Source organism: Pantoea sp. X-Soil-YNGN-844, from assembly GCF_059730595.1.
Window position 1 is genome coordinate 1,887,844 of sequence record NZ_AP036007.1, and the last position, 17,862, is coordinate 1,905,705.

Sequence of the window (17,862 nt, forward strand, 5' to 3'; positions counted from 1 at the left end):
ACCGCACTCAGAATTAAATTCCTGACATAACTCACAGCGTTACGGCGCGATAAAGGTGGTTTTTACCCGCTTTGAGCGTTTGAAATAGGGCACAAATATCGCCGCCGCGAGCAGTGACAGCAGTAACGTCTGGAGAGCACGGCTATCGGTAACCGGCGTAAAAGCGAAGGTTTTCAGCGCCAGCAGCACGGTGATCAGCAGCCAGAGCAGATAGTGGCGCGGCAAACGGCGCGAGCGCTTAAAGAAAAGCCAGCTGATCCAGAGGCTGTAGGCCCAGACCGCCACGGCGGTAAGCAGCGAAATGGCCCAGTAAGAGAGCAGGGTGCTGCCGTGTGAAAACAGCGCCACACGCCATTCCGGATTAAAGAGGGGGGTCAGATACATCGCCAGCACCAGAACGGTGGTTAACAGGGTCATTATCAGCCAGGCCAGCGGCAGCAAAAGCCAGCCACCAATACGCGGCGCAGCAACCTGTTCATTCATCGTGGTTATTCCTGTCTCGGGGAGTCGAAGCGCAGCAGAATAACATGTCCAGAGGGGCACGCCCATCCGGACAAGGTCAGAGGTAAAGAGAGCGATTAATCAGCCGGAAATCAGACCACGTAGCGCCACACCGTTTTAGGGACACAGCCAAGATCATATAACCGTCCGCCAGAAACCAGTTCGGCACGACGATGATCGGCAGCCCGATACATATTGATGATTTCCATATCATTTGTAAGGGAGTAGTTAAGGTGATCGAAAAGCTTTTCCAGACTGTCTGAATTATTTACTTTGCGGAATTTAAGCAGGTAATCGTGCGCAGTCATCATTGCCATAACAGATAGAAGTACAAAGGAGTGCTCAGTATAGGGGGCAAGCCAGGGCTGTCCAGATCGGGCGGGTTAAAAAAAGCGAAAATCAGACTAAATCACCTTATCAGCCGCTAAAAGTCCAAATCTGCTATTTTCAATGCTGTCTCTGCCAGCCTGCCCGCGCGATGCTTTTAAACAGGGTGTCAGCACACAGACAATCATGCCGGAATGCAGCGTTAAACGCGCATCTTACATATCATTTTACGTCCCTTCATACGAGCCGCCGCGTCAATGCCTTCTTTGTGACATTTTCAGGGCAGAATAATTAATCCTTTTAAAACCACACGCATAGAAACGTTTCGCGCCCAATCAGCACGCGTGAACGACTGTGCGGCCAATCACAAAACCCATTTTTTGTTCATCGCAGACCGGATAACCCATTTTGTACGCCTGTCTGTAATCGTTTCCAGTGACGTTAAGCATAAGCGATTCTGTTTATTACAATTATTTAACGGGCATTGTTTTATTACTCAGCCGTTTTATCCATAACGCGGCGGCCAGCGAACCCGTCCGACTGCACGTAACTCCTTTAAATTGCTCTGTTTTGTGAAGTGTGTCGCCATTATGCACGCTTTTTTAGTCCAGTCTAAGCAGGCTCTCTACCCTAAACAGCAAACGCCTTTCAGAGGATTAAAAACTATGTGGAAACGTTTACTTCTGACCACGCTGGTCAGCGCCGCGTTAACCGGCCCGGTGCTCGCTGCAAATATGACGGTCGGCTTCTCGCAGGTCGGTTCGGAATCTGGCTGGCGTTCGGCAGAGACCAGCGTGGCGAAAAGCGAAGCCAAAAAACGCGGAATCACCCTGAAAATCGCCGACGGGCAGCAGAAACAAGAGAATCAGATTAAGGCAGTACGTTCGTTTATTGCCCAGGGCGTTGATGCCATTTTCATCGCGCCAGTCGTACAGACCGGCTGGGAGCCGGTGCTGGAAGAAGCCAAAGACGCCAAAATCCCGGTTTACCTGCTGGACCGCGCTATCGTGGTGAAAGACAAATCGCTCTATCAGGCCGTGGTGACGGCGGACAACGTTCTGGAAGGCAAACTGATTGGCGACTGGCTGGTGAAAACCGTGGGCGACAAGCAGTGTAACGTGGTGGAACTGCAGGGCACCGTCGGGGCCAGCGTGGCGATCGATCGTAAGAAAGGCTTTGCTGAAGCGATCAGCAACCATCCAAACATTAAAGTGATCCGCTCGCAGTCCGGTGACTTTACCCGCAGCAAGGGTAAAGAGGTGATGGAGAGCTTTATCAAGGCTGAGAACAACGGCAAAAACATCTGCATGGTTTACGCACATAACGATGATATGGCGATCGGTGCCATTCAGGCGATTAAAGAAGCGGGCCTGAAACCGGGCAAAGACATTCTGACCGGCTCGATTGATGGTGTGCCGGATATCTACAAAGCGATGCTGGCAGGTGAAGCCAACGCCAACGTGGAGCTGACGCCGAACATGGCTGGCCCGGCGTTTGATGCCCTTGAGAAATTCAAAAAAGATGGCACGCTGCCGCCTAAAGTCATCAAGACCGAGTCAAAGCTGTTCCTGCCTGCTGACGCGCAGACGGAGCTGGATAAGAAAAAGGGTATGGGTTACTGATCCACAGACCCGCCCCAGACCAGCCGCAGACCGCCCCCCGGGGCGGTTTTTCATGACGTAAGGCGGAGTGAGCATAATGACGACGCAAAATGAAATACCGCTGTTATCCATCAGCGGCGTCAGCAAAGGGTTTCCCGGCGTTAAAGCGCTGAGCAATGTTTCCTTTGATATCCGCAAAGGGGAGATTATGGCGCTGCTGGGGGAAAACGGTGCTGGCAAATCGACCCTGATTAAGGTGCTGACTGGCGTTTACAGCCGGGATGCCGGCACGATTACCCTGAATGGTGAGCCGATTACCCCGCATAACACCGCGCAGGCGCAGGAGATGGGCATCGGGACCGTTTATCAGGAAGTGAATATGCTGCCGAACATGTCGGTGGCAGATAACCTCTATATTGGTCGAGAGCCGCGTCGCTTTGGCATGATCGACCGTCGCCGCATGGTGCGTGATGCCGATGCGCTGATGCGAAACTACGGTTTTTCGCTCGATGTGACGCGCCCGCTGGGCCACTACTCGGTGGCGATGCAGCAGATTGTTGCCATCTGCCGCGCGGTGGATCTTTCGGCCCAGGTGCTGATCCTCGATGAGCCGACAGCCAGCCTGGATGCCAGCGAAGTCGAAATGCTGTTTACCCTGATGGCGCAGCTGAAAGCCAAAGGGATGAGCCTGATTTTTGTGACCCACTTTCTCGACCAGGTGTACCGCATTACTGACCGGATTACCGTGCTGCGTAACGGGCAGTTTATCGCCACTCGCGATACCGCCACGCTGCCGCAGATTGAACTGATTAAGCTGATGCTGGGTCGTGAATTGCTGGAGACTGCATTACAGCGTCAGGGCAGCACGCTGCGCAGTAATCAGCCGGTGGTGTCGTTTGAAGATTACGGCAGGAAGGGCACTATCGAACCCTTTAACCTGGCGGTGCGTCCCGGTGAAGTCGTCGGCCTGGCCGGTCTATTGGGTTCGGGCCGCACTGAGACCGCCGAAGTGCTCTTTGGTATTCGTCGGGCCGATCGCGGGACTGCAACGATCAAAGGGAAAGTGCAGAAGATTGCTAATCCGGCGAGAGCCTCGCAGCTCGGCATGGGGTTTTGCCCGGAAGATCGGAAGACGGATGGGATTATCGGCGCGGCCTCCGTTCGCGAAAATATTATTCTGGCCTTGCAGGCGCAGCGCGGCTGGCTACGGCCGATTAAGAAGCGCGAGCAGCAGGCGATTGCCGATCGTTTTATTAAGAGCCTGGGTATTCGCACGCCGCACGCCGAGCAGCCAGTAGAGCTGTTATCGGGCGGTAACCAGCAGAAGGTGCTGCTGTCGCGCTGGCTGGTGACTAAACCGCAGTTTTTAATCCTCGACGAACCGACGCGCGGCATTGATGTAGGCGCACACGCCGAGATTATCCGTTTAATTGAATCCCTGTGCGCCGATGGTCTGGCGCTGCTGGTGATCTCCTCTGAACTCGAAGAGCTGGTCGGTTATGCCGATCGGGTGCTGATCATGCGCGATCTGAAGCAGGTGGCCGAAATTCCGCTGGAGCAGCTTTCGGTGGCGTCGATCGTCAATGCTATTGCGGACGGAGGGGCAAAACATGCCTGATTCCTCTATGACAACTGAAAAAATGCCACGTCGTAAGCTGAAATTCCCGCCAGGGATGCCGCAAATCGCCGCGCTGCTGCTGGTGCTGCTGATCGACAGTCTGGTAGCCAATAACTTTTTTGCCGTACACCTGCAGGATGGCCGTTTGTTCGGCAGCCCGATAGATATTCTTAACCGTGCGGCTCCGGTTGCCCTGCTGGCAATTGGCATGACGCTGGTGATCGCTACTGGCGGCATCGATCTTTCCGTGGGCGCAGTGATGGCGATAGCGGGCGCGACCGCCGCCACACTGACCGTCGCCGGACACGGTGTGCCGTTTATTATTCTCTGCACGCTGGGAACCGGTTTAGCCTGTGGTTTGTGGAATGGGGTGCTGGTGGCGCTGCTGCGTATTCAGCCGTTTGTTGCCACGCTGATTCTGATGGTCGCCGGGCGCGGTATCGCGCAGCTGATTACGCAGGGGCAGATTGTGACGTTCGACAGTGACAGCCTTGGCTGGTTTGGTAACGGCTCGCTGTGGATGTTGCCGGTGCCGGTCTGGATCACGCTGGTGGTGGCGCTGGCGGTCTGGCTGCTGACGCGCAAGACCGCGCTGGGTCTGTTTATTGAAGCGGTGGGGATTAACCTGCGTGCGGCCCGCAACGCGGGGGTAACCGGCTGGCTGGTGGTGATGTCGACTTATGCGATCAGTGGCGTCTGTGCCGCTGTGGCCGGGCTGATTGTCGCGGCGGATATTCGCGGCGCTGATGCCAATAATGCCGGTTTATGGCTGGAGCTGGATGCGATTCTCGCCGTGGTGATTGGTGGTGCATCGCTGATGGGTGGCCGCTTTAATCTGGTGTTGTCGCTGATTGGCGCGCTGATTATTCAGGCGATGAATACCGGGATTCTGCTCTCCGGCTTCCCGCCGGAGCTGAATCAGGTGGTGAAAGCGGTGGTGGTGATGTGTGTGCTGTTGCTGCAGTCACCGCGGTTTATTGCGATGTTGAAACGGAGACGCCCGACATGATTAAACGTCATCTTCCGCTGATGATCACGCTGCTGGTGTTTGTGGCGGGTTACCTGTTTTGTCTGAGTCAGTTCCCGGGCTTTGCCTCAACCCGGGTCATCTGCAATATCCTGACCGATAATGCGTTCCTCGGCATTATTGCCGTCGGCATGACCTTTGTGATTTTGTCGGGGGGTATCGATCTGTCTGTCGGCGCGGTGATCGCCTTTACCGGCGTTTTTCTGGCGCGGGCAATTGGTGATTTTCATATCGATCCGTTGCTGGCGTTTGCACTGATTCTGTCACTGGGTGCGCTGTTCGGTGCCATGATGGGCTGGCTGATTGATGCCCTGAAGATCCCGGCCTTTATCATTACGCTGGCGGGGATGTTTTTCCTGCGCGGCTGTTCTTATCTGGTGTCCGAGAATTCGATTCCCATCGATCATCCGTTTTACACCCTGCTGTCCAGCCTGGCGTGGAAAGTGCCGGGCGGAGGGCGTCTTAGTCTGCTGGCGGTGATTATGCTGGTGGTGGTATTGGGCGGGATTATTCTGGCGCACCGCACGCGGTTTGGTAACCGGGTTTACGCCATCGGCGGCAATATGACGTCGGCTCAGCTGATGGGGGTTTCAACCCGAGCCACCACCATTAAGATTTATATGCTTTCCACCACGCTGGCGACGCTGGCTGGCATCGTGTTCTCGATCTATACCTCGGCAGGTTATGCGCTGGCCGGGTTGGGTGTGGAGCTGGATGCGATTGCGTCGGTGGTGATCGGCGGCACGCTGCTGTCGGGTGGTGTGGGGACGGTGCTGGGTACGCTGTTTGGCGTGCTGATTCAGGGGCTGATCCAGACCTGGATTAATTTCGACGGCACGCTGAGTTCGTGGTGGACCAAGATCGCCATCGGGGTCCTGCTGTTTGCGTTTATCGCGCTGCAGCGGTTACTGACGGTGATCTGGGATCGTCAGCAGAACGCGCCGGTTAAGCGAATCCCTACTTGAATAAATGGCTGAATGGCGGCTCTCAGTAGCCGCCATTTATTGTGCCAGATGCAGCACCATCACCGTGACGCCTTCACCCGCTACCTGCCGCTGTTCCACCGCCCGCCATCCTGAACGCTGATAGTACGCCTGTTGATCGGGGGTATAGAGCCAGAGTTCACCCATCTGCTGTTGTTTTGCTCGTGCAATCGCCTGCTGGATCAGGGCTTTTGCCACGCCCTGGCCCCGGTATTTCTTGTCCGTCACCACTTCACCAATCCAGTACTCCCTTGCCGCGATATCGTCCAGTTCAAAACGGATGACGCTACAGGTCGCGATAACCGTTTCACCGTCCGATGTGGCGACGAGGGTAAATTCCGACGAGCCGGTCTGATTCCGTTTTGTTAAACGCGTAAGGATAGTGGGCTGATCCGACCAGGCAGGAAGATGTGACCATTCGGTGTGCAGCAGTTGTGCAGTTTGTGAGGCGTAGTCGGGATGCTGGTTCAGATCGGCAATTTGCATGGCGCTTTAATCTTGTTTTATCAGGTATGTAGCAATACAGGCTGATGGAGGAAAGTGCAAGATGATGAAAGAGTAGGGTTATAACAAAGACTAAAACGCTCTTTTGTATGTCCGGAAATACAATCGCTATGGGATTTGTGTGCAAGGTCAGGAAAGGTATGCCTGATCGCAAAGAATTCCCGCATCCATGCGGATCGGCCGCGCCATCCCTGGCGCGGACGCTTTGCTCTTCAGGCATACCATTCCTTCCCGGTTGGGCTTCATCATTGCTGTTAGAAATTCGTGCGGAATTGTGAGGAAGGAGGGGATGACGGGCAGTGGAGTAAGGCGTCCGCCGCATGAGGTTTTGCTTACAGGCTAGATGTTTTGAACTTTGAAAATTTTCGCTCAGGTATCACAAAAAGGAGGGGATGGCGGGCAGTGGAGTAAAGCGTCCGCCGCATGGATGCGGCGGCCGAGCCTACAGGGATGTATTTACGGCGACTTTACGCAACGCCCGCCATTTCCGACTGAATTGCACTGATTCTCTACCAAACGGCGCCTTACCTTCCAGAAACTATCTTTTAAAGAGTCCCAAGGCGCCAATGATCGCTAATTAACGTTTCAACCGGTAATACGCTTCATTCCAGCGCAACGCATCTTTAAATGCTGGCAAGGTGGTGTGCTCATCAATCACCAGCACTTCGATATCGTTCATCTCACCGTACAGATACATATCGTCGAGCGTCAGCGCCTGACTGAACACCGTATGGTGCGCACCGCCGCCCAGCATCCACGCTTCTGAAGCGGTCGCCAGTGAAGGCTGCGCTTTCCACAGTGCGCGGGCAACCGGCAACTTCGGCAGCGGTTTTGGCTGCTCGATAGCATCCACCACGTTAACCAGCAAACGGAAACGATCACCCATATCAATCACGCTGGCGTTAACCGCACGGCCCGCTGGCGTGGAGAAAATCATGCGTGCCGGATCGGCTTTATCGCCAATGCCCAGGAACTGCACATCAATCAACGGTTTCTCTTCAATGGCGATCGACGGACAGACTTCCAGCATGTGCGAGCCCAGCACCAGATCGTTGCCCGGTGAGAAGTGATAGGTGTAATCCTCCATAAATGAGGTGCCACCTTTACGATCGCCAGCCAGCACTTTGAAAATGCGCAGCAGCGCAGCGGTTTTCCAGTCACCTTCGCCGGCGAAGCCATAACCCTGACCCATCAGACGCTGAACCGCCAGACCGGGCAACTGTGTCATGCCGTGCAGCGTCTGGAAGTTAGTGGTAAAGGCGTGGCAGCCCTCCGCTTCCAGGAAGCGCTTCAGACCCAGCTCAATGCGCGCGGCATCCAGCACGTTCTGACGTTTTTCGCCGCCAGATGCAGCAACATCGGTAAAGCGATACAGGCTTTCGTACTCGTCGATCAGCGCATTTACGTCGCCATCGCTGACGCCATTGATCACCTCAACCAGATCGCCTACACCCCAGCCATTCACTGAATAGCCGAACTGAATCTGTGCGGCGACCTTATCGCCTTCGGTCACGGCCACTTCACGCATGTTGTCGCCAAAACGCGCGACTTTCAGCTGCTGGCTGGCCTGTTTTGCCAGCGCTGCACGCATCCAGTTCCCCAGACGCTGCTGACTGGCGCTGTCTTTCCAGTGACCGGTCACCACGCTGTGCTGGAGGCCCATGCGCGCTCCGATGAAACCGAACTCACGGCCGCCGTGCGCGGTCTGGTTCAGGTTCATAAAGTCCATGTCCATGCTGTCCCATGGGATCTCCGCATTGAACTGGGTATGGAATTGCAGCAGCGGCTTATTCAGCACGCTCAGACCGCCAATCCACATTTTGGCCGGAGAAAAGGTGTGCAGCCAGGTAATGATCCCGACGCACTGCTTGTCATAGTTGGCGTCGCGGCACAGGGCCAGGGCTTCATCCGGTGACTTCACCAGCGGTTTCAGCTCCAGATCCACGGGTAAGCCGGCCTGATTCAACCCTTCGACGACCTGACGTGCATTCTGTTCAACCTGGCGTAACGTCTCCGGCCCGTAGAGGTGCTGCGTGCCGATGACAAACCACACGCTGTAGCTGTTTGACTGTTCCATAAGACTCCTTACTTAGCGGAAGCGGGGCGGGCGGCGTATTGCGGTTCCGCCGTCACGCACCATTGTTGATAGCGTTGATAAAGTTGTTGATAGCGTGCGACGCGCGCCGGATCGGGCTGCAGCGTCACGGCAATCGGGCTGGCCATGACCTGCTGTGCATCGGGCACGCTGGCGTGAACACCGGCGGCGACGGCGGCGAAAATGGCTGCACCCAGCGCACAGCACTCGTCAGAGGCGACGATATCCAGTGGCCGGTTCATCACATCGCAGCAGGCCTGCATAATCGCCGGAGATTTCCGTGCGATGCCACCGAGGGTAAGAATGCTCTCGACCGGGATCTGCTGCTGCTCGAAGCACTCCATAATGGCGCGTGCGCCAAACGCGGTGGCAGCGACCAGACCGCCAAACAGCGCGGGCGCATCGGTGCCCAGATTCAGGTCGGTAATCACCCCTTTCAGACGCTGATTAGCATTCGGTGTGCGGCGACCGTTAAACCAGTCCAGCACCACCGGCAGATGGTCGAGCTGCGGATTGGCGGTCCAGGCTTCGGTCAGATCTTTAATCAGGTTTTTCTGCATCTCAGCCAGCTGAGGCTTCAGCTCCGGATGCTGCTGCGCCGCCAGCTGCAACGGCCAGCCCAGTAAACGGCTGAACCAGGCATAAATATCACCAAAGGCAGACTGACCGGCCTCCAGCCCGATAGCGCCCGGCACGACGCTGCCATCGACCTGACCACAGATGCCTTTAATATCGCGATTGCCAACTTTTTCTGCGTCAGCAATCAGGATGTCGCAGGTGGATGTGCCGATCACTTTCACCAGCGTATAAGGTTTAGCTCCGCCACCGACTGCGCCCATATGACAGTCAAACGCGCCACCAGAAAGCGTGACGGTCTGCGTCAGGCCCAGACGCTGCGCCCACTCCGGGCTGAGCGTGCCGACCGGCAGATCTGCAGTCCAGGTATCCGTAAACAGAGGCGAGTCGAGCTGCTGCGTCAACAGCGGGTCGAGTGCATTAAGGAAATCGACATCGGGCAGGCCGTTCCAGTCGCCGTGCCACAGCGCTTTATGCCCGGCCGCACAGCGACCACGGCGCAGCTTATCTGGCGCGGTCGTGCCGCTTAACAGGGCAGGTACCCAGTCGCACAGCTCGACCCAGGAAACGGCGGCCTCACGCACGGCCGCATCTTCACGTGACACGTGCAGAATCTTCGCCCAGAACCACTCCGAGGAGTAAATGCCGCCGATATAGCGGCTGTAATCCTGGAAGCGGCCGCTGTGGCACAGCTGATTAATCTCTTCGGCTTCCTCTATCGCCGTGTGATCTTTCCACAACACAAACATCGCGTTGGGGTTATCCGCGAACTCCGGGCGCAGCGCCAGCACGTTGCCGTCGCGGTCGATGGGCGCCGGGGTTGAACCGGTGCTGTCAACACCAATGCCGGCTACGGCGTTGCGCTGATCGTCGCTCAGTGCATTCAGCACGCCGAGCAGCGCCTGCTCCATGGCGTCGATGTAATCCTGTGGATGGTGACGAAAACGGTTCGTGTGCGGATCGCTGTATAAGCCCTGCTGCCAGCGCGGGTAGCTGCACACCGCACTCTGCAGCTCTTTGCCGCTATGACAATCCACGGCCAGCGCACGCACCGAATCACTACCAAAGTCCAGCCCAAGGGTGATGGCTCCAGCACGCATCGGAATCTCCTGTAGTTAGTTAACTCCTGTATCCTGGGTTCGGCGCGCCGGAACAGTTAGTCATCGCTGGCTGACAATATGCACTTTTCTGTCATCGGCAGTGATTTTGTGATCCATTGCAAAAGTTACGCTCCGGTTAAATTTGCTGAATATATGGATCATTTTGTCGTGATTTTAATGTGTGATACCGCTCTACATTTTTCTTCGCTAATACCGCTAAAACTAGCCCAGCGTCTGGACAGTCTGTCAGCACATGCCAGCCTAACGCACTGATTTATGGCTGTACCCACATAAGAAAATTAACTGGTAGCGTTTACACCGATTCGTTATTAGCAGCGAAAAATAACCTGGTACCGGAGAGCATCATGCATAAATTCACTAAAGCATTCGCGGCCATCGGCCTGGCAGCGGTTATGTCACAATCCGCTATCGCCGAGACCATGAAGCTGGGTTTTTTAGTCAAGCAACCAGAGGAACCCTGGTTCCAGACTGAATGGAAATTCGCCGACAAAGCGGGCAAAGATCTTGGCTTTGATGTCATCAAAATTGCCGTGCCGGATGGTGAAAAAACCCTGAATGCCATCGACAGCCTGGCGGCCAACGGCGCGAAAGGTTTTGTTATCTGTACTCCCGATCCGAAACTCGGCTCGGCCATCATGGCGAAGGCACGCGGCTACGGTCTGAAAGTCATCGCCGTGGATGATCAGTTCGTCACCGCCAAAGGCAAGCCAATGGACACCGTGCCGCTGGTGATGATGGCGGCCACCAAAATTGGTGAGCGTCAGGGGCAGGAACTCTATAAAGAGATGCAGAAACGCGGCTGGGATGTAAAAACCACCGGCGTGATGGCGATTACCGCGAACGAACTCGACACCGCACGTCGTCGTACCGGCGGCTCAATGGATGCCATCAAAGCCGCAGGCTTCCCGGCAGCCCAGATCTACCAGGTTCCCACCAAATCTAACGATATCCCTGGCGCATTTGACGCCGGTAACTCCCTGCTGGTTCAGCATCCTGAAGTCAAACACTGGCTGGTTGTCGGCATGAACGACAACACCGTGCTGGGCGGCGTGCGTGCCACCGAAGGACAGGGCTTCAAAGCGGCTGACGTCATCGGTATCGGCATCAACGGCGTCGATGCCATCAGTGAACTGTCGAAAGACAAGGCGACCGGCTTCTACGGTTCGCTGCTGCCAAGCCCGGATATCCACGGCTATAAAAGCAGCCAGATGCTCTACAACTGGGTCAGCAAAGGTGAAGAGCCACCGAAATTCACCGAAGTTACCGATGTAGTGCTGATCACCCGTGACAACTTCAAAACTGAACTGGCGAAAAAAGGACTGATGTAACCCTGAGCCTGTCGGGCTGTCTGCAGCCCGGCATCCTTCATAGCCGATTTCGCGCCGCCCGCCGTAACAGGCCGGTGGCGCGAAAGAGTGAGGACCAACATGAACACTGATTCAGCATTTCTGTCGTTTCATGGCATCAGTAAAACCTTCCCTGGCGTGAAAGCGTTGCAGGATATCTCCTTCGACTGCCGGGGCGGTGAAGTCCATGCGCTGATGGGCGAGAACGGCGCAGGCAAATCGACGCTGTTAAAAATACTCAGCGGCAGTTATCAGCCGAGCGGCGGTGAGATTCGTATTAAAGGCAAGCCGATGAGCTTTCAGCGCACCACAGATGCGCTGGACGCGGGCGTCGCCATTATTTACCAGGAACTGCATCTGGTGCCGGAAATGAGCGTGGCGGAGAACATCTACCTCGGTCAGATTCCGCACAAACATGGGCTGGTCAATCGTAAGCTGATGCGCTTTGAGGCGGGCCTGCAGCTGAAAAATCTCGGCATGGATATTGACCCTGATATGCCGCTGAAATACCTGTCGCTGGGACAGTGGCAGATGGTCGAGATTGCCAAAGCGCTGGCGCGTAACGCGCGCATTATCGCCTTTGATGAGCCAACCAGCTCGCTGTCGGCGCGTGAGATCGACAACCTGTTCCGCGTTATCCGTCAGCTCCGCGAGGAGGGCCGGGTGGTACTCTACGTTTCACACCGCATGGAGGAAATCTTCGCCCTCAGTGACGCCATCACCGTCTTCAAAGATGGCCGCTACGTGCGGACCTTTACTGACATGGCTAACACCCATCACGACGATCTGGTGCAGGCGATGGTGGGACGTAACCTGGGTGATATCTATGGCTACTCACCACGCGCTAAAGGCGACGTGCGGCTTGAGCTGGACAAGGTCGAAGCGAAGGGCGTGCGGACGCCAATTTCGCTGAAAGTCCATGCCGGTGAAATCGTCGGGCTGTTTGGCCTGGTCGGAGCCGGACGCAGTGAACTGCTGAAAGGGTTATTTGGCGGCACGCGTCTGCGTGGCGGTCAGGTAATCCTGGACGGTAAACCGCTGCCGCTGCGTGAACCCATCGACGCTATCCGTGCGGGCATAATGCTTTGCCCGGAAGACCGCAAAGCCGAGGGCATTATTCCGGTGCATTCGGTGCGCGACAACATCAACATCAGCGCCCGTCGTCACAATCTTACCGCCGGTTGCCTGATTAAAAATGGCTGGGAAAACAAAAACGCCGACAGTCATATCCGCTCGCTGAACATCAAAACGCCCAGCGCCGATCAACTGATCATGAACCTCTCCGGCGGTAACCAGCAGAAGGCGATTCTGGGACGCTGGCTCTCTGAGGATATGAAAGTGATCCTGCTGGATGAGCCCACGCGCGGCATCGATGTCGGTGCCAAACATGAAATTTATAACCTGATTTATCAGCTGGCGAACCGGGGCATTGCGGTGCTGTTCGCCTCCAGCGATTTACCGGAAGTGATGGGCCTGGCCGATCGCATCGTGGTGATGCGTGAAGGTGCCATTGCCGGTGAACTGCTGCACGACGACGCCACGGAGCAGCAGACGCTGAGCCTGGCGATGCCCAAAACCACTCAAGCGGCCGCCGTGGCCTGACAGGAGATCATCATGGCTTCATCCACGACCTCAAATACGCCGCAGCCCGCTTCACGCGGTGGCCTGCAGTTAGGTCGCATCTGGGACAACTTCGGCATGCTGGTTGTCTTTGCGCTGCTGTTTATTGTCTGTGCGATTTTTGTGCCGAACTTTGGCTCATTTATCAATATGAAAGGCTTAGGGCTGGCGATGTCGATGTCCGGCATGGTCGCCTGCGGCATGCTGTTCTGTCTGGCCTCCGGGGATTTCGACCTGTCGGTTGCGTCAGTTATCGCCTGTGCGGGAGTGGTGACCGCCGTGGTGATTAACATGACCGAAAGCCTGTGGATTGGCGTGGCAGCCGGTCTGGTGCTCGGCATGATCACCGGCTTTATCAACGGCTTTGTGATTGCCCGCCTCAAGATCAATGCGCTGATCACCACGCTGGCGACCATGCAGATCGTGCGCGGCCTGGCTTATATCTTCTCGGACGGTAAAGCCGTAGGAATTGAAGATGAGCGCTTCTTTGAGCTGGGCTTTGCCAACTGGCTTGGCGTGCCTGCGCCCATCTGGCTGACCCTGGCGACCATGCTGATCTTCGGCTTCCTGCTCAACAAAACCACCTTTGGCCGTAATACCCTGGCGATTGGCGGTAATGAAGAGGCGGCGCGACTGGCCGGTGTGCCGGTGGTGCGTACCCGTATCATTATCTTCATTCTCTCCGGGCTGGTTTCGGCGGCGGCGGGCATCATCCTGGCGTCACGTATGACCAGCGGTCAGCCAATGACCTCTATTGGCTATGAGCTGGTGGTGATTTCTGCCTGCGTACTGGGCGGCGTGTCGCTCAAGGGCGGCATCGGCAAAATTTCCTACGTGGTTGCAGGGGTATTAATTCTCGGCACCGTCGAGAATGCGATGAATTTATTGAATATCTCGCCATTCTCACAGTATGTGGTGCGTGGTCTGATACTGTTAGCTGCGGTGATTTTTGACCGTTACAAACAGAAAAAAGCCTGACTGATCGAGCCGTTGGCCCGCAGAAGCAAACGCCTCTGCGGGCTATCCGAACACTAACAGACTGAGTGAGGTCGCTATGTATCACCGCGAATTACCGGCCGAGCAGCAAAACCCCTTGTTGCCGGGCTATTCATTCAATGCCTGGCTGGTGGCGGGGCTGACGCCCATCACCGCTGATGGCCCGCTCGATTTCTTTATCGATCGCCCGCACGGCATGAAAGGTTACATTCTGAACCTCACCATTAAAGGCAAAGGGCGGGTATTCGACGGCGAGCGGGCATTTGACTGCGAACCGGGCGAAATGCTGCTGTTTCAGCCAAAAACCGCTCACTACTATGGCCGCGCGCCGGACAGCCCGCAGTGGTTCCACCGCTGGGTCTATTTCCGTCCGCGCGCCTACTGGCACGACTGGCTGCGCTGGCAGGATGAGCAGGAGGGCGTGGGACGTCTGCTGCTGCCGGAATCCCTGCGCGGCGAGTTCGACCGCCTGTTTGCCAGTATCGAACAGACCCACAACTCCGGCCGACGCTTTGCGGAAGAGCTGGCAATGAATCTGCTGGAACGGCTGCTGCTGCGTGCCGTTGAAGAAGATCCGCGCAGCCATCAGTTGATCCGCGACCCGCGCGTCATCGAAGCCTGTCAGTATGTCACCAACCATCTCGCCAGCGAGGTCAAGATTGAAGAGGTGGCGCGCCACGTCTGCCTGTCACCGTCGCGACTGGCGCACCTGTTCCGCGAGCAGATGGGTGTGAACCTGCTGCGCTGGCGTGAAGATCAGCGCGTTATCCGCGCCAAACTGCTGCTGCAGACCACCCAGGAACCCATCGCCTCGGTAGGGCGTGAAGTGGGTTACGACGACCAGCTTTACTTCTCACGGGTATTCCGCAAGCGTGTTGGCGTCAGTCCCAGCGACTTCCGCCGCCGCAATCAGGACGCGCATGACAGCCTGGCGGCGCAGACGGCCTGGCCCCTGGCGCGAAGTGCTATCTCTTAGTTTTTTCGGGGGATTCCGCCTTGTCCTCACCTGGTTAATAGTCTTAAATCAATCAGGTTATCAACTAAGAGCCTGCCAGGCAGGCTCTGAGAGGAATCCAAATGAGCGATAAATTACGTGTTGGTCTGATCGGCTACGGCTTTGCCAGTAAAACGTTTCATGCTCCGCTGATTGCGGGAACGCCGGACGTCGAACTGGCCGCCATTTCCAGTAGCGACGCCAGCAAAGTCCACGCCGACTGGCCTGCCGTGAAGGTGGTGGCCGATCCTCAGGCGCTGCTGGACGACCCGACTCTGCAATTGATTGTTATTCCTACCCCTAATGACACCCACTTCCCGCTGGCTAAAGCGGCGCTGAATGCCGGTAAACATGTGGTGGTCGATAAGCCATTTACCGTGACGTTGTCACAGGCACGCGAGCTGGATGCGCTGGCGAAAGCTAAAGGGTTGCTGCTGTCGGTGTTCCATAATCGCCGCTGGGACAGCGATTTCCTGACGCTGAAATCCCTGCTTGAAGCGGGCTCACTGGGTGAAGTGCGTTACTTCGAATCGCATTTTGACCGTTTCCGTCTGGAAGTGCGCAATCGCTGGCGTGAAATGAAGGGTGCAGGCAGCGGAATCTGGTATGACCTGGGGCCGCATCTGCTGGACCAGGCGTTGCAGCTGTTTGGCCCGCCGGTCGCCATCAATGTTGATCTGGCCGAAATGCGTCCGGGCGCGCAGACCACCGACTACTTCCACGCCACGCTGACCTATCCGCAGCGCCGCGTGGTGCTGCACGCCAGCATGCTGGTGGCGGCAGAATCCGCCCGTTACACTGTCCACGGCACGCGCGGCAGCTACGTTAAATATGGTCTGGATCCGCAGGAAGATCGCCTCAAGTCGGGTGACTTCCCGCCGCAGGAGGACTGGGGCTATGACATGCGCGACGGCACGCTGACGCTGGTTGATGGCGACGCCCTGACTGAAACCACGCAACTGACCCAGCCGGGCAACTATCCGGCTTACTATGCGGGCATCCGCGATGCCATTGCCGGACGCGGTAATAATCCGGTGACGGCGGAAGAGGCTATTCAGGTGATGGAGCTGATCGAGCTGGGTCTGCAATCCGCCGAGAAACGCCAGACGATGTCGCTGAAGCGCGTCTGATTGGTGAGTGTATAATGCAAAAGCAGAACGGGCCGGATATCCGGCCCGCAATGTTCGCGGAATCAGCGGTAAGATCGAGCCAGCGAAGGGAACAGGGTCAGATCGGAAAGCCGCAAAAGCCGCCATCCCTGGCTTGCTCGGCCCGCGCGATTACGCACCTCATCCCTGAGGCGCGCCCGTAGCCGGGCCAACGCGTTGCGTTGTTCAAAAACGCTCCCGGCGTTTTTGTCCCTGGCGCGGGACGCTTTCCTCCTCTGACCCTGTTTCCTGCGCGTTAAGCCTTTGCGTAGCTGTCAGAACTTCCGGGGCTGGGTTTTGGCAGCAAAGTAACGGGCCGGATTTCTGGCCCGTTTTTTATTCCTGATGCGGCAGATTACTGCACGCGGGCGCGAATAGCCGCTTTCTCAGCGTCGCTGAGGAAGGCAATGGTCAGACCATTTTCCTGCGCCTGACGGATCTGCGCGGCACTCAGGCCAGCAGTCGGTGCGGCATGATGATACTCATGCGCCAGTTCAATGCCCTGAACCGCGGGATCATCAGTATTGATGGTCGCCAGAATGCCATGCTCCAGGAAGGTTTTCAGCGGATGCTGCGCCAAGGATGGCACGGTGCTGGTCTGGATGTTAGACGTCAGGCAGGATTCAATACCAATCCGGTGCTCCGCCAGGAAATCCATCAGCGCACGATCTTCAATCGCTTTCACGCCGTGACCGATACGCTCAGCACCGAGCTCACGAATCGCCTGCCAGATGCTCTCCGGACCGGCCGCTTCGCCCGCATGCACGGTAACCCGGAAACCGGCATCGCGCGCCTGGGTAAAGTGGCTCAGGAACTCGCTGCCCGGGAAGCCCAGCTCATCACCCGCCAGATCGACCGCGGTAATGTGATCGCGATGGGCCAGTAAACCTTCCAGTTCGGCAAGGCAGGCATCTTCGCCAAAGGTACGGCTCATAATGCCAATCAGACGCACGTCGATATCGTGCTGCTGACGGCCAGCGCGAACGCCGTCAATGACTGCTTCAACCACACCAGCAATCGGCAGGTTGTGGGTCATCGCCATATAACCGGGCGAAAAACGCAGTTCAGCGTAATGAATGCCCGCGCGCGCGGCATCTTCAACATTTTCCTGCGCAATGCGGCGGCAGGCCTCCAGATCGCCCAGCACTTTCACGCCCCAGTCGAGTTTTTGCAGGAAGCTCACCAGATCAGGTTCATTCTGGCCGACCTGCACATGCGGACGCAGCGTCTCCAGCGTTGAGGCGGGCAGGGCGAGATTAAACTGGCGGCCTAAATCGAGAATGGTTTGTGCACGAATGTTGCCATCAAGGTGGCGGTGAATATCAGTCAGAGGAATTTTAGAATCGATCATGGCGCACTCGCTGAGTTGTCGGTGAAGTGCAGAGCATTATAAAAATATCTTGCG

15 protein-coding genes are annotated in these 17,862 nt (G+C 56.5%); 9 read left to right on the forward strand and 6 right to left on the reverse strand.

The genetic code is table 11. The annotated features are described in order from the left end of the window. Positions 1–39: 39 nt before the first annotated feature. On the reverse strand, positions 40–483 hold the full coding sequence (locus AC6I8C_RS08815; protein ID WP_497822205.1) for a DUF2569 domain-containing protein: 444 nt from the start codon (positions 481–483) through the stop codon (positions 40–42). 110 nt (positions 484–593) lie between these two features. After that, positions 594–809 (reverse strand): transcription modulator YdgT, encoded by a 216-nt coding sequence (gene ydgT, locus AC6I8C_RS08820; protein WP_033782999.1) that lies wholly within the window; start codon positions 807–809, stop codon positions 594–596. Positions 810–1,493: 684 nt separating this feature from the next. Between ydgT and ytfQ the strand changes: the two genes are divergently transcribed. From ytfQ to yjfF, 4 genes are all read left to right on the forward strand, one after another. Next, positions 1,494–2,450 (forward strand): galactofuranose ABC transporter, galactofuranose-binding protein YtfQ, encoded by a 957-nt coding sequence (gene ytfQ, locus AC6I8C_RS08825; protein WP_497822206.1) that lies wholly within the window; start codon positions 1,494–1,496, stop codon positions 2,448–2,450. A 76-nt stretch (positions 2,451–2,526) separates the two neighbouring features. Next, positions 2,527–4,047 carry a sugar ABC transporter ATP-binding protein gene (locus AC6I8C_RS08830; protein WP_497822207.1) on the forward strand — a complete coding sequence of 507 codons (1,521 nt, stop codon included), beginning with the start codon at positions 2,527–2,529 and terminating at the stop codon, positions 4,045–4,047. Continuing rightward, a complete protein-coding gene (gene ytfT / locus AC6I8C_RS08835) occupies positions 4,040–5,056 on the forward strand; it encodes a galactofuranose ABC transporter, ATP-binding protein YtfT (RefSeq protein ID WP_497822208.1) in 1,017 nt (338 codons plus the stop codon). Before AC6I8C_RS08830 ends, ytfT begins: the two co-directional genes overlap by 8 nt. Continuing rightward, entirely contained in the window at positions 5,053–6,039 is a 987-nt protein-coding gene (gene yjfF, locus AC6I8C_RS08840) for a galactofuranose ABC transporter, permease protein YjfF (protein WP_150009964.1), read from the forward strand. The genes ytfT and yjfF overlap by 4 nt, the downstream gene beginning before the upstream one ends. Positions 6,040–6,075: 36 nt before the next feature. Here the strand turns inward: yjfF and AC6I8C_RS08845 are convergent, their stop codons facing one another. The 3 genes from AC6I8C_RS08845 to AC6I8C_RS08855 form a co-directional block, all read right to left on the reverse strand. Next, positions 6,076–6,543, reverse strand: a complete 468-nt coding sequence (locus tag AC6I8C_RS08845; RefSeq protein WP_497822209.1) for a GNAT family N-acetyltransferase — start codon at positions 6,541–6,543, stop codon at positions 6,076–6,078. 595 nt (positions 6,544–7,138) lie between these two features. Next, entirely contained in the window at positions 7,139–8,638 is a 1,500-nt protein-coding gene (araA, locus tag AC6I8C_RS08850) for an L-arabinose isomerase (RefSeq protein WP_497822210.1), read from the reverse strand. Between the two features lie 8 nt (positions 8,639–8,646). After that, the gene (locus AC6I8C_RS08855) at positions 8,647–10,332 is read right to left on the reverse strand and encodes a ribulokinase (protein WP_497822211.1); all 1,686 of its coding nucleotides are present in this window, start codon (positions 10,330–10,332) and stop codon (positions 8,647–8,649) included. Between the two features lie 365 nt (positions 10,333–10,697). Here AC6I8C_RS08855 and AC6I8C_RS08860 point away from each other — a divergent pair, with 365 nt between their 5' ends. The 5 genes from AC6I8C_RS08860 (at position 10,698) to AC6I8C_RS08880 (ending at position 16,439) form a co-directional block, all read left to right on the forward strand. After that, a complete protein-coding gene (locus AC6I8C_RS08860; protein ID WP_013357782.1) occupies positions 10,698–11,681 on the forward strand; it encodes an arabinose ABC transporter substrate-binding protein in 984 nt (327 codons plus the stop codon). Between the two features lie 99 nt (positions 11,682–11,780). Then, on the forward strand, positions 11,781–13,301 hold the full coding sequence (araG, locus tag AC6I8C_RS08865) for an L-arabinose ABC transporter ATP-binding protein AraG (protein ID WP_033783010.1): 1,521 nt from the start codon (positions 11,781–11,783) through the stop codon (positions 13,299–13,301). A gap of 12 nt (positions 13,302–13,313) precedes the next feature. Then, positions 13,314–14,297, forward strand: coding sequence for an L-arabinose ABC transporter permease AraH (araH, locus tag AC6I8C_RS08870; RefSeq protein WP_013357784.1), 984 nt, complete (start codon positions 13,314–13,316; stop codon positions 14,295–14,297). Positions 14,298–14,373: 76 nt separating this feature from the next. After that, on the forward strand, positions 14,374–15,291 hold the full coding sequence (gene araC / locus AC6I8C_RS08875; protein WP_003853440.1) for an arabinose operon transcriptional regulator AraC: 918 nt from the start codon (positions 14,374–14,376) through the stop codon (positions 15,289–15,291). Between the two features lie 101 nt (positions 15,292–15,392). Then, complete coding sequence (locus AC6I8C_RS08880) at positions 15,393–16,439, forward strand: oxidoreductase (RefSeq protein WP_497822212.1); 1,047 nt, start codon at positions 15,393–15,395, stop codon at positions 16,437–16,439. A 373-nt stretch (positions 16,440–16,812) separates the two neighbouring features. On the opposite strand, the gene add is transcribed toward AC6I8C_RS08880, so the two are convergent. Then, the gene (gene add / locus AC6I8C_RS08885) at positions 16,813–17,808 is read right to left on the reverse strand and encodes an adenosine deaminase (protein WP_497822213.1); all 996 of its coding nucleotides are present in this window, start codon (positions 17,806–17,808) and stop codon (positions 16,813–16,815) included. Between the last annotated feature and the right edge of the window lie 54 nt (positions 17,809–17,862).